Origin of the sequence: Microbacterium sp. (genome assembly GCF_036277215.1) — a bacterium.
Taxonomy (GTDB): domain Bacteria; phylum Actinomycetota; class Actinomycetes; order Actinomycetales; family Microbacteriaceae; genus Microbacterium.
Window position 1 is genome coordinate 1 of sequence record NZ_DASUNI010000300.1, and the last position, 15,211, is coordinate 15,211.

The 15,211-nt window shown below is 68.7% G+C and carries 11 protein-coding genes; 7 read left to right on the forward strand and 4 right to left on the reverse strand.

Annotated features, from left to right (window positions below):
- Window positions 1-88: 88 nt before the first annotated feature.
- Both VFX99_RS14560 and VFX99_RS14565 read left to right on the forward strand, forming a co-directional pair.
- Window positions 89-1,015 (forward strand): alpha/beta hydrolase, encoded by a 927-nt coding sequence (locus VFX99_RS14560; RefSeq protein ID WP_329667012.1) that lies wholly within the window; start codon window positions 89-91, stop codon window positions 1,013-1,015.
- On the forward strand, window positions 1,012-2,493 hold the full coding sequence (locus VFX99_RS14565) for a family 43 glycosylhydrolase (protein ID WP_329667013.1): 1,482 nt from the start codon (window positions 1,012-1,014) through the stop codon (window positions 2,491-2,493). Before VFX99_RS14560 ends, VFX99_RS14565 begins: the two co-directional genes overlap by 4 nt.
- Before the next feature lie 105 nt (window positions 2,494-2,598).
- On the opposite strand, the gene VFX99_RS14570 is transcribed toward VFX99_RS14565, so the two are convergent.
- From VFX99_RS14570 to VFX99_RS14580, 3 genes are all read right to left on the reverse strand, one after another.
- A complete protein-coding gene (locus tag VFX99_RS14570) occupies window positions 2,599-4,632 on the reverse strand; it encodes a glycoside hydrolase family 3 N-terminal domain-containing protein (RefSeq protein ID WP_329667014.1) in 2,034 nt (677 codons plus the stop codon).
- A 214-nt stretch (window positions 4,633-4,846) separates the two neighbouring features.
- Window positions 4,847-6,148, reverse strand: a complete 1,302-nt coding sequence (locus VFX99_RS14575; protein ID WP_329667015.1) for an ABC transporter substrate-binding protein — start codon at window positions 6,146-6,148, stop codon at window positions 4,847-4,849.
- A 156-nt stretch (window positions 6,149-6,304) separates the two neighbouring features.
- Complete coding sequence (locus VFX99_RS14580; protein ID WP_329667016.1) at window positions 6,305-9,517, reverse strand: glycosyl hydrolase; 3,213 nt, start codon at window positions 9,515-9,517, stop codon at window positions 6,305-6,307.
- Window positions 9,518-9,693: 176 nt separating this feature from the next.
- On the opposite strand from VFX99_RS14580, the gene VFX99_RS14585 reads away from it, so the two are divergent.
- Together VFX99_RS14585 and VFX99_RS14590 are read left to right on the forward strand one after the other, a co-directional pair.
- Window positions 9,694-10,650: a sugar ABC transporter permease gene (locus tag VFX99_RS14585; RefSeq protein ID WP_329667017.1), complete on the forward strand. Its 957-nt coding sequence runs from the start codon at window positions 9,694-9,696 to the stop codon at window positions 10,648-10,650.
- A 3-nt stretch (window positions 10,651-10,653) separates the two neighbouring features.
- Window positions 10,654-11,490, forward strand: a complete 837-nt coding sequence (locus tag VFX99_RS14590; RefSeq protein ID WP_329667018.1) for a carbohydrate ABC transporter permease — start codon at window positions 10,654-10,656, stop codon at window positions 11,488-11,490.
- Here the strand turns inward: VFX99_RS14590 and VFX99_RS14595 are convergent.
- A complete protein-coding gene (locus VFX99_RS14595; RefSeq protein ID WP_329667019.1) occupies window positions 11,480-12,466 on the reverse strand; it encodes a LysR family transcriptional regulator in 987 nt (328 codons plus the stop codon). The two genes, VFX99_RS14590 and VFX99_RS14595, sit on opposite strands and share 11 nt — an antisense overlap.
- 119 nt (window positions 12,467-12,585) lie before the next feature.
- On the opposite strand from VFX99_RS14595, the gene VFX99_RS14600 reads away from it, so the two are divergent.
- From VFX99_RS14600 to VFX99_RS14610, 3 genes are all read left to right on the forward strand, one after another.
- A complete protein-coding gene (locus tag VFX99_RS14600) occupies window positions 12,586-12,957 on the forward strand; it encodes a nuclear transport factor 2 family protein (RefSeq protein WP_329667020.1) in 372 nt (123 codons plus the stop codon).
- 17 nt (window positions 12,958-12,974) lie between these two features.
- Window positions 12,975-13,769, forward strand: coding sequence for a TIM barrel protein (locus tag VFX99_RS14605; protein WP_329667021.1), 795 nt, complete (start codon window positions 12,975-12,977; stop codon window positions 13,767-13,769).
- The coding region (locus VFX99_RS14610; RefSeq protein ID WP_329667022.1) for a GMC oxidoreductase at window positions 13,766-15,211 on the forward strand (1,446 nt) is incomplete at its 3' end. The genes VFX99_RS14605 and VFX99_RS14610, both read left to right, overlap by 4 nt.

Genomic DNA, 15,211 nt, shown 5'->3' on the forward strand with positions numbered 1-15,211 from the left:
TCGCCGAGCTGGGCGAGGTCGACCCGCTGGTGCTCGTGCGCAAGCAGCACGACCTCATCCGCAAGTCGATGCGGGAGCTGCAGCCGGCATGACCGAGACCCAGGCGGAAGCGGGCTTCGACATCCGGTCGCTGCCGTTCCCTGAGGCGCTGCGATGGCTGCGCGAGAACGGCGAGCCCGCCGAGAGGCGTCGCGACGTCGACACCGAGTCGCTGCGACGACGCTTTCCACGGCTGGCCGACGTGACGGTGACCGACCGGGTGGTCCACGCGCCGCACGGCCCGCAGCCGGCCCGCATCTATCGCGACGACATGGCGACGTCGTCCGGCCGCGCGCTCGTCTGGGTGCACGGGGGCGCCTTCATGGGTGGCTATCTCGACATGCCGGAGTCCAACTGGGTGGCCCTGGAGCTCGCGGCTCGCGGCATCCCGGTGTTCGCGGTGGACTACACGAAATGCCTCGGCGACGTGCACTACCCGGTGCCTTCGGATGATGTGCTCGCCGCGTGGGAGTACGCGCGTGAGCACTCGGCCGAGCTGCTCGGCGTCGAGCCCGGTGCGCTCCTCCTCGGAGGAGCCAGTGCCGGCGGTACCCTGACCGCCGGAGCCGTCGCGCGGCTACGGGATGCCGGAGCGGAGGTGCCCGCGGGCCTCGTGAGCGTCTACCCCGCCGCGCATCCCGACGGCGGCCGCCCGGGGGAGATCCCCGACCCGGCATCGGCCACGACTCAGATCGCGCTGAACTTCGCGGGTTCCCCAGAGATGCTCGCCGATCCGCACGTCTTCGCCGGACTGGGCTCGGGGGAGTGCTTCCCGCCGACCCTGGTCGTCGTGTGCGAGCACGACGGGCTGCGGCCCTCCGGCGAGGCGTTCGCGGCGATGCTCGCCGAGGCGGGGGTGGACGTGCGCGTGCACCTCGAGCTCGGAGCGGACCACGCGCACATCAACGAACCCGCCGACCCCACCGCTCTGCCCACGATCGAGGCGATCGCGGACTGGATAGGCGCCCGCGCGTGAGCACCGTCGCGACGTTCACCAATCCCATCCTTGCCGGCGACCGGCCCGACCCCGCGATCATCAAGGTCGGCGACGAGTACTGGATGACATACTCCTCGTTCGAAGCCGCGCCCGGCCTGCTTCTGTACCGTTCCACGGACCTTGTGAACTGGACATACGAGTGCGCGGCACTGCCGAACCCCGTCGGCAACACGTTCGCCGTGGACATCGCCGAGCATGACGGGCGCTACTTCATCTACATCCCCTTCATCCCCACGCCGTGGTCGACGCTGACAGACGCGTCGATCTACGTCATCCACGCACCGTCGATGAGCGGACCGTGGTCGGAGCCCATCGATCTCGGCATCCGCGGGGTGATCGATCCCGGCCACGTTGTGGGTGAGGACGGCATTCGCTATCTCTTCGTGAGCGGCGTGCGCCGCATCGCGCTCGCAGCGGACGGCCTGTCGACCGTCGGCGAGCTCGAGCACGTGTATGACGGCTGGCGCTATCCCGACGACTGGGTCACCGAGGCCTATGCGCTGGAGGGTCCGAAGCTGTTGCGCAAGGACGGCTGGTTCTACCTGGTGAGCGCCGTCGGCGGCACCGCCGGCCCGCCGACCGGGCACATGGTGATCGTCGCGCGCTCGCGGTCCGTGCACGGACCGTGGGAGAACCACCCGCGCAACCCGATCGCACGGACGGTGGATGCCGCGGAACTCTGGTGGTCGAGGGGGCACGCGACGCTCGTACCGGGCCCCGCGCCAGACGACGGGTGGTGGATGGTCTCGCACGGCTACGAGAACGGCTTCCGAACGCTCGGCCGTCAGATCCTGCTGGAGCCGATCCGGTGGACGGAAGACGGCTGGCCCGAGACCGTCGCGGGCGATCCGGGAGGCGAGCTGGAGGTACCGCGGGGCGCGGGGCCGCAGCATCCGTCATCGGCGTTCACGGACGACTTCTCGAAGCTGCGGCTCGGCGAGCGGTGGGCGTTCCACGCGCCGGCGTCGGGGGAGGCTGAGCGGCTCTCGCTCGACGATGGCCTCGTTCTGGCGGGGAAGGGCACGTCGCCTTCCGACACGTCACCCCTCGCCATCCTCACCGGAGACCACTCCTACGAGATCGAAGTCGACGTCGACGTCTCCGACACCCGCACCGAGGCGGGCCTTCTCCTCTTCTTCAACAACCGGCTGTTCTGCGGCATGGGTATCGACGGCGAACGGATGCTGAGCTACTCGGGCGGCATCCGCACGCACTGGCGCGAACCGGCGCCCGCCACCAGGCGGATCACGCTGCGCATCCGCAACGACGAGCACATCGTGACCGGGTGGTACCGGGTTCCCGGCGGCGAATGGATCCGTCACGCCATCCGCTACGAGACCTCCGGCTACCACGCCAACACGACCGGTGACCTGCTGAGCCTGCGCCCCGCGCTGTACGCGACGGGCGTCGGCAGCGCGCGCTTCCGCGACTTCCGCTACCGCCCGCTGCCCGCTTAGCCCCGCACCTCCCGCGCGAACCCATACCTTCGCAGCGAGCCCATATGCCCGGGCACGCGGGAAGGCATGGGTTCGCGAGCAGGATGTGGGTTCGGCGGCGCGGGGTCAGACGACGCGCAGCTCGACCGGCTGTGTGGAGTCCAGCGACGCGCCCACGTGGAGGCGGAACAGCCCCGGCTCGACCACGAACGTCGCGGCCGCGGCATCCGTCGTCCAGAACCCGAGCTGATCGCCCCCGACGGCGAACTCCACGGTCGCGGTGGCCCCGGCCGCGAGAGTGCGACGCTCGAAGGCGATGAGGCGGCGCACCGGCGGCGCGACACTCGCCACCACGTCGTGCACGTACATTTGCACCACCTCGTCGCCCGCCCGATTGGAGGTGTTGGTCACGTCGATCGCGACGGTGACAGTCGCACCCGCCGTCAGATCGTCCGCGTCGATCTCCGCAAGCGAAAGGCGCGGCGCGGAGTGAGTGAAGGCCGCATAGCCCGAACCGTGGCCGAACGCGAACTGCGGTCCGAGGTCGAGATCCAAGTACTTCGACGTGTACTTCTCCTGCACGTTGTCGGGGCCGTGCAGCCCGATGTCGGCCGACTCGAGGTCGAGCGATCCGCGAACGGTCGCCGGGCGACCGGTGTTCTCATGCGCGTAATAGATGGGCACCTGACCCGCCGAGCGGGGGAATGACATCGGCAGCCGTCCGGCGGGCTCCTGGTCGCCCAGCAGCAGATCGACGATCGCCGCGGGCGCCTCGGTGCCGCCGTGCCACACCTCCAGCACGGCCGGTGCGACGTCGATCCAGTCGGCCACGACCAGCGGCCGGCCATTGGCGAGGACCACGACGAACGGGATGCCGGTTCCAGCGATCGCGCGGATCAGGTCCGCCTGACGGCCCGGCAGAGAGAGCTCGCTTCGCGAGGCGGCCTCACCCGACAGCGCTGAGGGCTCGCCGACGCACACGATCACGACCTCGCAGTCCAGCGCCGCGGTCGCCGCGGCGTCGACGTCGTCGCGCCGATCGCCGAAGAACGAAACGCCGGGCATCGCCCGCACATCCGACTGGGGCAGACGGTGCCGCAGCTCGTCCACGATGGATGTCGAGGGTGCCGCGAACGACTGCGTCCAGGCTCCGAGGTGGTCGGTCGATTCGGCGTAGGGGCCCGTGACCAGGACGCGCGCGGGAGCGCTCAGCGGAAGCGTGCCGTCGTTCTTCAGGAGGACCGCCGCCCGCGCCGCGGCGACGCGGACCAGCCGGCGGGCGGCCTCGGTGGGCTCGACGAGTTCCGCACCCTCGGCGACGTACGGATCGTCGAAGAGTCCGAGCGCCTCCTTCAGGCCGAGCACCCGCGCGACGGCATCGTCGATGCGCGCCGGGTCGACGGATTCCGCCGACAATGCCACCTCGGTCGGAGCGCCCCCCATCTCGACGTCGAGGCCGGCGGAGTAGGAGCCGCGCACGGCATCGGGGAGGCTCCCGGCGACGCCGTGAGGCAGCAGGTTGCGCACGCCGTCCGCGTCGCCGACGACGACGCCGGCGAAACCCCATTCGTCCTTCAGTACTGCCGTCATCAGCGCACGGTTCGCGTGCATCGGCACCCCCGCGACGGTGTTGAACGACGCCATCACCGACGCGACCCCGGCGTCGACGGCCGCGCGGAACGGCTCGAGGTAGACGTTGCGCAGCCGGTGCGACGACACGTCGACGCCGTTGTAGTCGCGGCCCCCCTCGGGCTGGCCGTAGGCGACGAAGTGCTTGGCGGTCGCGGCGATCGCCGTGGGCGCCGAGAGGTCATTCCCCTGATAGCCGCGCACCATCGCCGCCCCGAGCACCGCCGTGAGGTGCACGTCCTCACCGAAGCCCTCGACCGCGCGGCCCCATCGGGGGTCCCGCGAGACGTCGACCATGGGCGAGAACGTCCAGGTGACTCCGCCCGAACGTGCCTCGGTCGCTGAGAGTCGGGCGAGGCTCTCCACGAGCTCCGGGTCGAACGAGGCCGCCATGGCCAGCGGCACCGGTGCGATCGTGCGGTGGCCGTGGATCACGTCCAGGCCGATCAGAATCGGGATGCCGAGCCGCGTGTTCTCGACCGCCTCGCGCTGCAGCGCGTTGGCGGCCGCTGCCGAGCGCGGCCAGAACATCGCACCGACCCCGTCGCGGACGAGAGATGCTGCATCCTCGGGGCTTCGGTCGGAAGATGATCTGCAGCTGGCCGATCTTCTCCTGCCAGGTCATCCCGGCCAGGAGTGATCGGATTCGTGCGCTAGTCATGGGGTCGCTTTCGGGCGGGACGTTCACAAGAGAGCCGCAGCCCAGGAACCGGAGTCCCTGGGCTGCGGCGTGGAGCTGCCGGGTCTACTCGTCCCAGGCCGCGTCCATTTCATCCAGCACCTGGTCGACCGTCTTCTGGCCGGTCAGCAGGCCCTGCACGCCCGTGCCCAGCGCGTCGTAGACACCGGGGTTCGGCCATGAGGAGTTGGGCAGGCCGACGAAGGCGCCGGTCTCCAGCAACTCGCCGATGGGCTCGTAGGCCGGCGCCAGGTTATCGGTCGGGGCCAAGACGTCCACGAATCCGGACAGCTCTGCGAAGGCGGCAGTCTGCTCGGGTGAGCCTGCCCAATCGAGGAACTCCTGCGCCGAGGCCTTGACCGCGTCGTCGGATGCCGCATTGATCGCCCATGCATAGTTGGCCGACGTGACGGTGAAGGGCTCTTGCCCCTCGGCCGGCGGGAATGCCTGGATGTTCAGGTCGAGTCCCGTCGCCGCGCCGATGGAAGAGGCCGCAGAGCCAGGCACCGCGGCGCTCAGCGACGTGCCGCTGCCGACGCCCTGGGTGATGGAGTCGAACGTGCCGCCCGCGGCACCGTCCTGGAAGCATCCCTCATCGTTGAGCTGACTGATGTCTTCGAGCACCTGACGCCATTCGCTGTCGGCGAAGGTCGTGTCGCCGGCGGCGCGCTGCTCGTTCCAGTCCGGCGTCTCGGCATAAACGCGCGTCGCCGAGATGAGCTGCGCCATGAGGCCGGTGTTCGGCGGCAATGAGCCGGCGAGGACCGTGAAGGACTTGCCGCCCTCGCGAGCGGTCGCGCATGCGGTGAGGAGGTCCTCGTAGGTCGTCGGGAACTCGTCGATGCCCACCTCTGTTGCGCCGGCCTGGTTCCAGACGAGTCCCACGGGTGCCAAAGCAACCGGCTGCGCGAACGTCTCGCCGTCGATTTGGTACTGGGCTTCGGATCCCGCAGGAATCACACCCGCGGACGCATCGTTGAGGGGCTCGAGGAAGTCCGCCTCGGCGAGTGTGATGACCGAGATCGCCTGACCGGTTCCAGGCGACAGGATCATCATGTCCGCCGCGTTGCCTGCCTGCAGCTGCGTCGTCACCTGAGTGTTGTACGCGTCGGAGGGGTAGGGGATGACCTCGATGGCCGTGCCCGTCTCTTCCGTGTACTGTTCCGCGAGCTGGGCGTAGTAGTCGTCGGCGTCATTCGCCTGAGCGACCATCAGCGAGAAGCCGACGCCAGCGGCAGGCTCCTCGGTGCTGCCGCCGTCATCGGTGCCGCCGCCGCCACCGGAGCAGCCGGCGAGGATCAGAACACCGGCGACGGGTGCCGCAAGGAGCGACCACCGGAAGTGCCGGTTGTTGGAGAGCTGTGACATTTCGAACCTTTCGTGACGTCTTTGTCGCCAGCGGTGCAGCTGGCTCGGCTTCGGGCCGCATCTCCACCCTTGCATCATTTGCCTCATTCCGACATAACGGTCGCTTATGTGCGGCAATAGAGTGACTGATCCGTCATACCCGCGGGTTCGAGCGGATCAATAGCCGATCACCAGGCCAGCGCGCCCGTCGAGTCCAGCTGGTTGCACTGCTGCTGTCGGCTCGTACACCGAGGTCATCGGCGCGAAGATCTCTCCGCTCGGCGCGCCGGCTTCGGCGATCAGCCGGTTGCGCCACGGCGTGGCGACGTGCACCTCGAGGAGGTTCACTCCGGGCCGCGCTGCCGAGGTGATGTCCACCCCGAAGGGACGAGTCCACGACACCCCGCAGTCCATTCCATTCAGCGCCACTCGAGCGATGTCGCACACCTCTTCCAGCTCGAGCCGCAGCGCCCTCGCCCCCGCCTGCGTCGCGGTCAGGGTGAACTCGTGGCGGTACACGCCCGTGCCCGAGAACGCCCGCCCGGCGGCATCGAGCTCGGTCCACAGCCGCGGATGCGGACTCATCGACCACGGCGCGCTCCCTTGCAGCTCCACCGTCCACTGACCCTCCAGCGCGAGGCGCTCGAGGCTGGTATCGGGCGCCGGCGAGCTTCCTTCCAGCACGAAGAGGGAACCCGACGGCGGAAGGGTCACCTCGAAGCCGCTCCCTGTCCGCCACAGGGAAACGCGGCGCACCTCGACGGGATCCCACCCCACCAGATCCGCGGATGCCGACGGCGCGAGGATCCGGATGCGGATCGCATCGTCAGACGGATTGGCGAGGAACGTCACGCGCCTGCCGTCCACGAGTCGGGCGATTCGCAGCACGCGGCCACCCTCCACCTCGAGTGCCGGCCGGATTCCGAGCTGTTCGAGCGCGGATGCGAGGTCACCCGTGAGGATGCGACCCGCGCGCCGGTGGGGTGCCCAGATGCGGTCGCACACCTCGCGGAATGCGATCGGGTCGTCGGCCAGTGATGGCGAGGACTCCGGGCGAGAGCCGACGACGGTGGCACCGGCATCCAGGAGCCGTTCGATGTTCGACAGGGCGGGGATCGTCATGCGACGACTCGACCCGCCCAGGAAGAGGAGGCGATAGTCGGCGCCCGCCGAGACGAGGATCCCGTCCTCGACCCGCAGCACCTCGGCCAGCGACTCCGGCCCGATGTAGTCGAAGTCGAAGCCCACCGGCACAGCCGTGTCGACGGCGTCGTCGAACAGGCCGGTGACCGGTGCCTCCTCGCCGATGAAGACGGCGATCTCGACCGCGGGCCTGCCTCGGCTGAGAAGAGCGCTGCAGCGTGCGAGGTAGTCGATCCACGGCCGAGCCATGTCGGACCACGTCTCGTGAACGGTGAATGCCTGGCCGAGGAAAGGGGCCAGCGCGATGCCGGGCGGCGGCGCCGCGAGCGGCTGGTGCGGCGACGTGTGGATGCAGAAGCGGGTCACTCCGAGGGCGAGCTGCAGGTCAGCGACGTGCTTGAGGCTCCTCGGCGATGATGTCCAGGGCTTGCCGAACGATGAGAAGGCTTCGCTGCCGGTCCACGACTTGCCGTACACGTGCGCGACGGACGAGGCCCCCTTGAGGTCGGCGACGTAGGTCGGCTTCGGGCCATCGGCAGGCTCGAAGGTCCACATCGCACCCATCGGCACGTCGGCGTGCGAGCGCATGGCGAGGTCGTCGCCGAGCTGGGGCCGCCCGTCCTCGAGTGCCTCGGAGTAGTAGCTCATCCCACGCGCGTGAGCGGCCGCGGCCAGCGTGCCGTAGTACTCGGCGGCAAGCAGCTCCGAGAGCGTCCGCCGGTAGTCGTAGAGGAACCGGTCGGACTCGGAGGGGCCGCCGATGAGGAAGCCTGCCAGAGCCGGAAGGCGGGGGAGCGGATCGTATCCGCGTCGGGAACGGAAGTGCTCGAGGATGCGATCCGTCCAGTTCTGAGCACCGGACTCGATGCTGTCGCTGAGCAGCGCCGCGAAGCGGAGCCCGGAGTCCGCGGACGCGTCAGCGCGGAACCGGCGGAGGTGCACGTCGAGGTATGCCGCGACACGTCCGCCGTCGAGCTTGTCGATCTCGAGTCCCGTCGAGTCGGCCGGCGCGGGCCCGTTCGTGTGCCCGGTGAGCGATGCGCCCATGCGCAGGATCCGCCATCGTCCCGGCGGGGCATCCCACCGCAGCACGCCGTCGACAGTGAAGGGCGTGACGTCGATCACCGTGCCGGCGTCGACGGATCCGGCATCCGCACCAGGGTCCGTGTCGACCTCGAAGTAGTCGGCCACGACGCCGAAACCCGCCTTGGTCTCCGCCGCATGCACGCGGGCACCGGCGCGAAGCGCAAACTCGGAGATGACGAACGCGTCGGAACGCCGCAGGACCGGTGGCAGACGCACACCGGCTGCGAGGGTCGGGAGGGCATCCGCGGCGCTGCCGCCGGAGACGACGAGCCGGAACCGGGTCGCCGTGACGGGGAGGAAGGTCGCCGAGCGGACCGGAACGTTCGTCGGTCCGAGAGCGACCACGTCGGCGTAGGCGACACCGTCGTCGCTCGCCTGCAGAACGGCGGTGGGCGCAGGTGCCGCCCCGAATCCTCGAGGTCCCGGCAGTCCGACGACGACCGAGCTGATCGTCACCGGCTCGGCGAAAGACTGCTCGATCCACGCTGTCGACCAGGCATCCGGGTCGCGGGGCAGGGTGAGGCTCCGATCGAACGAATCGTCGACCAGGCTCGACCAGTCCTCGACGGGCGCCGACGCCAAGACGTCGTCCGGGCGGAGCACGTCGTGCGCCGGATCGTGGGGGAACGCCAGGACGACCCAGTCCGTGGCGAACCGCGTCGGGTCTGAGGCTGCCCAGCGTGGGCAGTCCTGGTACAGGCCCGGCACGGACGGCAGCGGCGGCACTGAGATCTCCAGATGCCGGCCCCCATCGACCACGGCCTCCGACCAGACGACCTTCTTCATCGCATCGACGGGCTGAACCCACGGTCCGCCCGCGGCACTCCACCCCGAGGAGGTCGCGACAGCGAGCTCCAGGTCGAGCTCCGCCGCAGTGCGCACGGCGGTGTCCACCGCCTCGTCCCACGCGACCGATCCCGGCCGCACCACCTCCGGAACGACGAGGGGGACCCCCATGCCTCCGTCGAACAGCTGCACCCCGCGGATCCCGGCATCCGAGAGCCAGGTGAGATCGCGGACGATCCCCGCTGGGTCGATGTTGCCGTCCATCCAATGCCACCACGCCCGCGGCCGGGCCTCGTCGGGCGGCGAAACGAACGCCTCCCAGAGCGGGTCACCGCTGTCGGTGCGCAAGCCGCCGGTGTCGTCATTGATGCTCACACCGATGCATCCTGTCACTCGCACCCGGAGACGGCGGCACCGTCGCGGTGCACCGGGACTTATACCGGATATCGCTACTACTAATGTGTCTTTTCGACGCAAGCGTGTGATAGTGGACCGAGGCGCACATACAGGCAGACAGAGCGCCTTGACGACGAGGTCAGAGAGCAGATGACGTGACGATCGACGAGAACAGTACTCGCACCCTCACCGTGCCCCCTCGGGCCCGGCGCACGCCGCCCCCCGCCAGTCGGCGCAAGTCACTGATCACCTACGGGCACTGGTGGTGGGCGCTGCCCGCGATCGTCCTCGTGATCGGCGTGCACTACCTCGCGACGCTCACGGGCGGTTTCTTCGCCTTCACCAACTGGACAGGTCTCGGTGACTGGGAATTCATCGGCCTGGACAACTTCGTTCGCATCTTCAACGATCCCCAGCTGCTCGGCGCCGTCTGGAACACTCTCTTCCTCGCGTTCGGATCCGTGATCCTCACGAACGTGTTCGGCCTGCTGTTCGCACTCGCGATCAACCGGATGCTCAAGACGCGCTACATCCTGCGCACCCTGATCTTCATGCCCGTCGTGCTCAGCCCGCTGGCGGTCGCCTACGTGTGGAAGTTCATCTTCCAGTTCAACGGTCCGCTGAACGGCTTCCTCGCTCTCATCGGTCTGGAGGACCTTCAGAAGGTCTGGCTCGCGGATCCGACATGGTCGATCTGGGCGATCCTGATCACGGTGGTCTGGCAGCAGACCGGGTTCGTGATGGTCATCTACCTCGCCGGCCTCGCCTCGGTGCCGGTCGAAGTCGAAGAGGCCGCCGCGCTGGACGGCGCCGGGATCTGGGGTCGCTTCTGGAACGTGACCGTCCCCGCCATCCGTCCCTCGATCGCGATCGCGACGACCCTCGGCATCATCCAGGGTCTGCGCATCTTCGACCAGATCCTCGCGCTCACCGGCGGCGGTCCTGCCGGGGCGACCGAGACGCTCGCGACCGAGGTCTACAAGCAGGCGTTCTCGCTCGGTCAGTTCGGGTTCGGCTCGGCGCTGGCGCTCGTGCTGACCATCATCATCCTCGCGTTCGCGATCCTGCAGCAGTACGTCACCCGCGACCGCGACGCCGCCGGAAGGGTCTGAGTCATGTTCCGCTATACCAAAGCCACCGCAGTCCGCGAAGTGATCGTCTGGATCATCACCCTCGCGATGCTGCTGCCCTTCTACATCCTCATCGTCACCTCGCTGAAGACCGACGAGGAGACGCTGACCACCAGCGCCGTCGCCCCGCCAAGTTCGTTGGACTTCAGCGCGTTCGTCGAGGTGCTGACCACAACGGGTCGTAACAGCATCCCGATGAGCATCCTCAACAGCCTGATCATCACAGCCGGCTCGATCTTCGGCCTCGTCCTGCTGGGCTCGGTCGCGGCGTACGTGATCGCCCGCCGCACGCGCCGGTGGACCACCTGGACCTTCTACCTGGTGCTGATCGCGATCATCCTGCCCGCGCAGCTGGGCACCGTACCGCTCTACATCGGCGCCCGCTCGGTGGGCCTGACCGGAAACGCGATCGGCATGATCCTGCTGTGGATCGGCATCCTGCTGCCGCTGTCGGTATTCCTCTACGCGAGCTTCTTCCGCGGTCTGTCGACCGAGTACGAGGAGGCCGCCGTCATCGACGGAGCCACCCCCACTCAGGCCTTCTTCCGCGTCGTGCTGCCGCTGATGGCGCCCGCGACCGGAACCGTCGCGATCCTCGCCGGCCTCATCGTGTGGAATGACTTCTTCAACTCGCTGATCTTCCTCGGCGGCTCGACCACCCAGACGCTCCCGGTCGCGATGTACACGTACGTCGGAGGCCTGGTCTCGGCCTGGAACAAGATCTTCGCGGTCGTGATCATCTCGATGATCCCGATCCTGGCGTTCTACATGTTCGCGCAGAAGCGCTTCATCCAGGGCTTCGCCGGTGGTCTCAAAGGCTGATCGGGGCGTCCGCGACGCCGATCGGCTCGACGTAGCGGTCGCCCGCGGCGACAGTCGACTGAACATCGCGGGCCGCCTCGAGGAAGATGGATCGCATCCAGGCATGCTCGGGATCCCGGTCGTGAACAGGATGCCACCACAGCGCGTTCGCGGTGGGCGTCGCATCGAACGGCGGTTCCAGAATGCGGATGCCGCCCAGGCGGGCGACCTCGGGTGCGAGCGCGGCCTGGATCAGTCCCAGGCGGTTGGTGCCCACCACGAAATGGCCGAGCGCCAGGAAGCTCTCGACGACGGCATCGACGACGGGTTCGAGGCCGAGCAGCTGCAGCTGACGGCCTGCGGAGGTGAAGGCCGAGCGCGAGCGGTAGGTGAACACCCATGGGCACTGGCCCAGGATCTGCATGCTCAGTCCATCGGCGACCAGCTCGTTGGCCTCGTCGGCGACGACGACCCAACGGTCGCGCCAGAGGTCTTCATATGGCAGATCGGTGAGGTAGCCGTGCGGGATGACCATGGCGTCGACGGAGCGCAGGCTGTTCGCTGCGTCATCGACGATGGGCGTGTTGTGCAGCATGAAGCGGAACCGCACTCCGGGTGCGGTGCGCGCCGCCACGCGCGAGACCGCCGCGCCGATCGTGGCGAACCCGTAATCGGATCCGTATACGGAGAATTCACGCGTCGACTCGTGCGGCGTCCACGTCGCCTGGCTCTCGAAGACCCGTCGAGCGGCGTCCAGCGCGATCGTCGTGTGCTCAGTGAGGCGAAGAGCGAGCGGCGTGAGCTCGTACGCGTTGCCACGACGGGCCAGGATCGGGTCGTTGAAGTGATTGCGCAGGCGTGCCAGCGAAGCGCTCAGCGCCGGCTGGCTCAGGTGAAGACGTTCGGCGGCGCGCGTCACGCTGCGCTCGGTGAGCAGTGCGTCCAGCGCGACCAGCAGGTTCAGGTCGAGACGGGACAGAAGCGGGTGATCGGCCACGGCGGTGTGATCCTTCGTCCTACGTCGGTTACCGGCTCATCCTATCGACAACGTCTATTCGCTAACCAGGCATCATCGGCGCGAGCGATGAACACTCGCCGCAACGGGTCGGCCCGTCCATGACCGACAACCGCTCGGCTTTCGAGCACTTCTGCGATCTCTTCTACGCCCAGAAGCGGGTGGCGGATGCGTTCGCCTTCCTCGTCGCGGACGACTACCGACAGCACAATCCCAACATCCACGATGGTCCCGCACCCGCCATCGAGATGCTGACCCCCAAGTTCGACGGGTCGCCTGACGCGCGCTTCGAGATCCAGCGGATCATCGTCGACGGCGACCTCGCGATGGTGCATGTCAAAGCTTCCCGTCCCGGCGCACCCGACGCCGCGGTCGCGGACATCTACCGATTCGAGAACGGCCGGATCGTCGAGCACTGGGACGTGCTTCAGCAGGTTCCCGTGCATGCCGTTCACGACCATCCGATGTTCTGATCACCGAAGGACGAACCATGTACCAGCTCTCACCCAACATCGAACTCCTCTTCACCGAGGCGGGCGACTATCACGATCGTGTGCGCGCGGCCGCGGCATCCGGCTTCACCGCCGTCGAGATGTGGGGACCCACCGGCGTGGACGCTCCGTCGACGCCGAAGGACCTGCCCGCCCTGAAGGCTGCGCTGGAGGAGACCGGCACGGAGTTGACCGCTCAGCTGTCGGAGCCGCGGACGCAGTTCATGATCCCGCCTTGGGACCACTCGGAGTTCTTCCGCAAGCTCGATGAGGGTGTCGAGATCGCGCACTTCCTCGGCACACCCCGCATCGTCGTGGGAAGCGGCACGGGGTTCGGCGGGTGGAAGCGCCAGGTGCAGCTCGACAAGCTCGTCGAGATCTACCAGAAGGCCATCGCTCAGATCGACGGCTCGGGCATCACCCTCGTGCTGGAGCCGGTGAATGTGCGGGTCGACCACCCCGGTTCGCTGCTGGATCGCACCGCCGAAGGCGTCTACGTCGCCCGCGGTGTCGACTCGCCGTTCTTCGGCGTGCTTTACGACATCTACCACTCGGCGGTCGAGGGCGAGGACATCGAGGCGGAGCTCGCGAACGCCGGCTCGATCATCAAGTACGTGCAGCTGGCGGACGCCCCCGGTCGCGGCGAGCCCGGCACCGGGGACCTCGACTGGCCGGCCACCCTCGCGGTGCTGCGCGCCTCGGGCTACGACGGCCCGATCGGCCTCGAGTACTACCCGCAGGTCGCGTCCGAGGAGTCGGTGCGCTACATCCGCGACGTGGCGGCACGGGCATGACAGGCCGCTACCCGGGGGCCGTCGATGTCGCGATCGTCGGCAGCGGGCCGGCCGGCGCCGCCTACGCCCGCATCCTGAGCGAGCGGGCACCCGACGCGACGATCGCCCTGTTCGAGGTCGGCCCGACCGTCTCGGACCCGCCCGGTGCGCACGTGAAGAACATCGCCGATCCGGCCGAGCGCTCCAAAGCGCAGACGCGCTCGGAGGGTCCGCACGCTCAGGAGAGCACCGATCGCACGGGCGGCATCGTCAAGACCACGCAGCGACGCGCCCGGCCGGGCACGTTCCTGCTCGAGAGCGGCTACCAGGTCGAGGGCGAAGACGGGCTGCCGGTAGCGGCCATGTCGAGCAACGTCGGAGGCATGGCCGCACACTGGACCGGTGCGTGCCCACGGCCGAACGACAGCGAGCGAATCGCGGTCCTGGACGCCGACGGCAGCTTCGACGAGCTGCTCTCGGAGGCGGAGCGGCTTCTGGGCGTGACGACCGACGCGTTCGACAGTTCACCCTACGGGGATCTGGTGCGCGAGCGGCTGGCCGCGGCCGAGGATGCCGGACGCATCGCGGCGACGCGCGTACAGCGGATGCCGCTCGCCGTACACCGTCGAGACGACGGCAATCTCGTCTGGTCGGGGTCGGACGTCGTGTTCGGCGACGTCACCCGCGCCAACCCGCGATTCACGCTCTTCGACGAGTCCCTCGTCACCCGCGTGCTGGTCGAGGACGGCCGCGCCGCGGGCGTTCTCGTCACCGACCGGCGCACGGGCGAGAGCGCAGAAGTCCGCGCGAGATTCGTGGTGGTTGCCGCCGACGCGCTGCGCACGCCGCAGCTGCTGTGGGCGTCCGGCATCCGTCCCGACGCCCTCGGCCGCTATCTCAACGACCAGGCGCAGATCGTGTTCGCGGTCCGTATCCGCGATCTGCCCGCGACGGACGCCGGTGACGGCAGCGCCGCCACCGGGCTGAGCGAGTACAGCGGGGTGACGTGGGTGCCCTTCACCGATGACATGCCCTTCCATGGGCAGGTGATGCAACTCGACGCCTCACCGGTGAAGCTCGCGGACGACGACCCGGCCGCGCCCGGCTCCATCGTGGGCCTCGGCCTGTTCTGCGCGAAGGACCTGCAGGCCTCGGACCGCGTCGAGTTCTCCGACTCCGACGTGGACGGATACGGGATGCCGGCGATGACGGTGCATTTCCGGCTCACGCCGCGCGACCTCGAGGTGATCGCCCGCGGCAAGGGGGAGATCGTCCGCCTCGGCAAGGCGGTCGGCGAGCCCCTCGACGACCGCCCCTTCATGATGCCACTCGGTGCCTCGCTGCATTATCAGGGGACGACCCGCCTGGGTGCCGCCGACGATGGCTTCAGCGTCTGCTCGCCTCAAGGCGAAGTATGGGATGTGCCGGGGCTGTTCGTCGCCGGCAACGGCGTCATCCCTACG

Coding starts and splice junctions, on each gene's coding strand:
- VFX99_RS14570 (WP_329667014.1), bottom strand. CDS start 4,632: ATGTTCTGGCCGCGCTCGGCAGCGGCCGCCAACGCGCTGCAGCGCGAG.
- VFX99_RS14590 (WP_329667018.1), top strand. CDS start 10,654: ATGTTCCGCTATACCAAAGCCACCGCAGTCCGCGAAGTGATCGTCTGG.
- VFX99_RS14575 (WP_329667015.1), bottom strand. CDS start 6,148: ATGTCACAGCTCTCCAACAACCGGCACTTCCGGTGGTCGCTCCTTGCG.
- VFX99_RS14600 (WP_329667020.1), top strand. CDS start 12,586: ATGACCGACAACCGCTCGGCTTTCGAGCACTTCTGCGATCTCTTCTAC.
- VFX99_RS14560 (WP_329667012.1), top strand. CDS start 89: ATGACCGAGACCCAGGCGGAAGCGGGCTTCGACATCCGGTCGCTGCCG.
- VFX99_RS14605 (WP_329667021.1), top strand. CDS start 12,975: ATGTACCAGCTCTCACCCAACATCGAACTCCTCTTCACCGAGGCGGGC.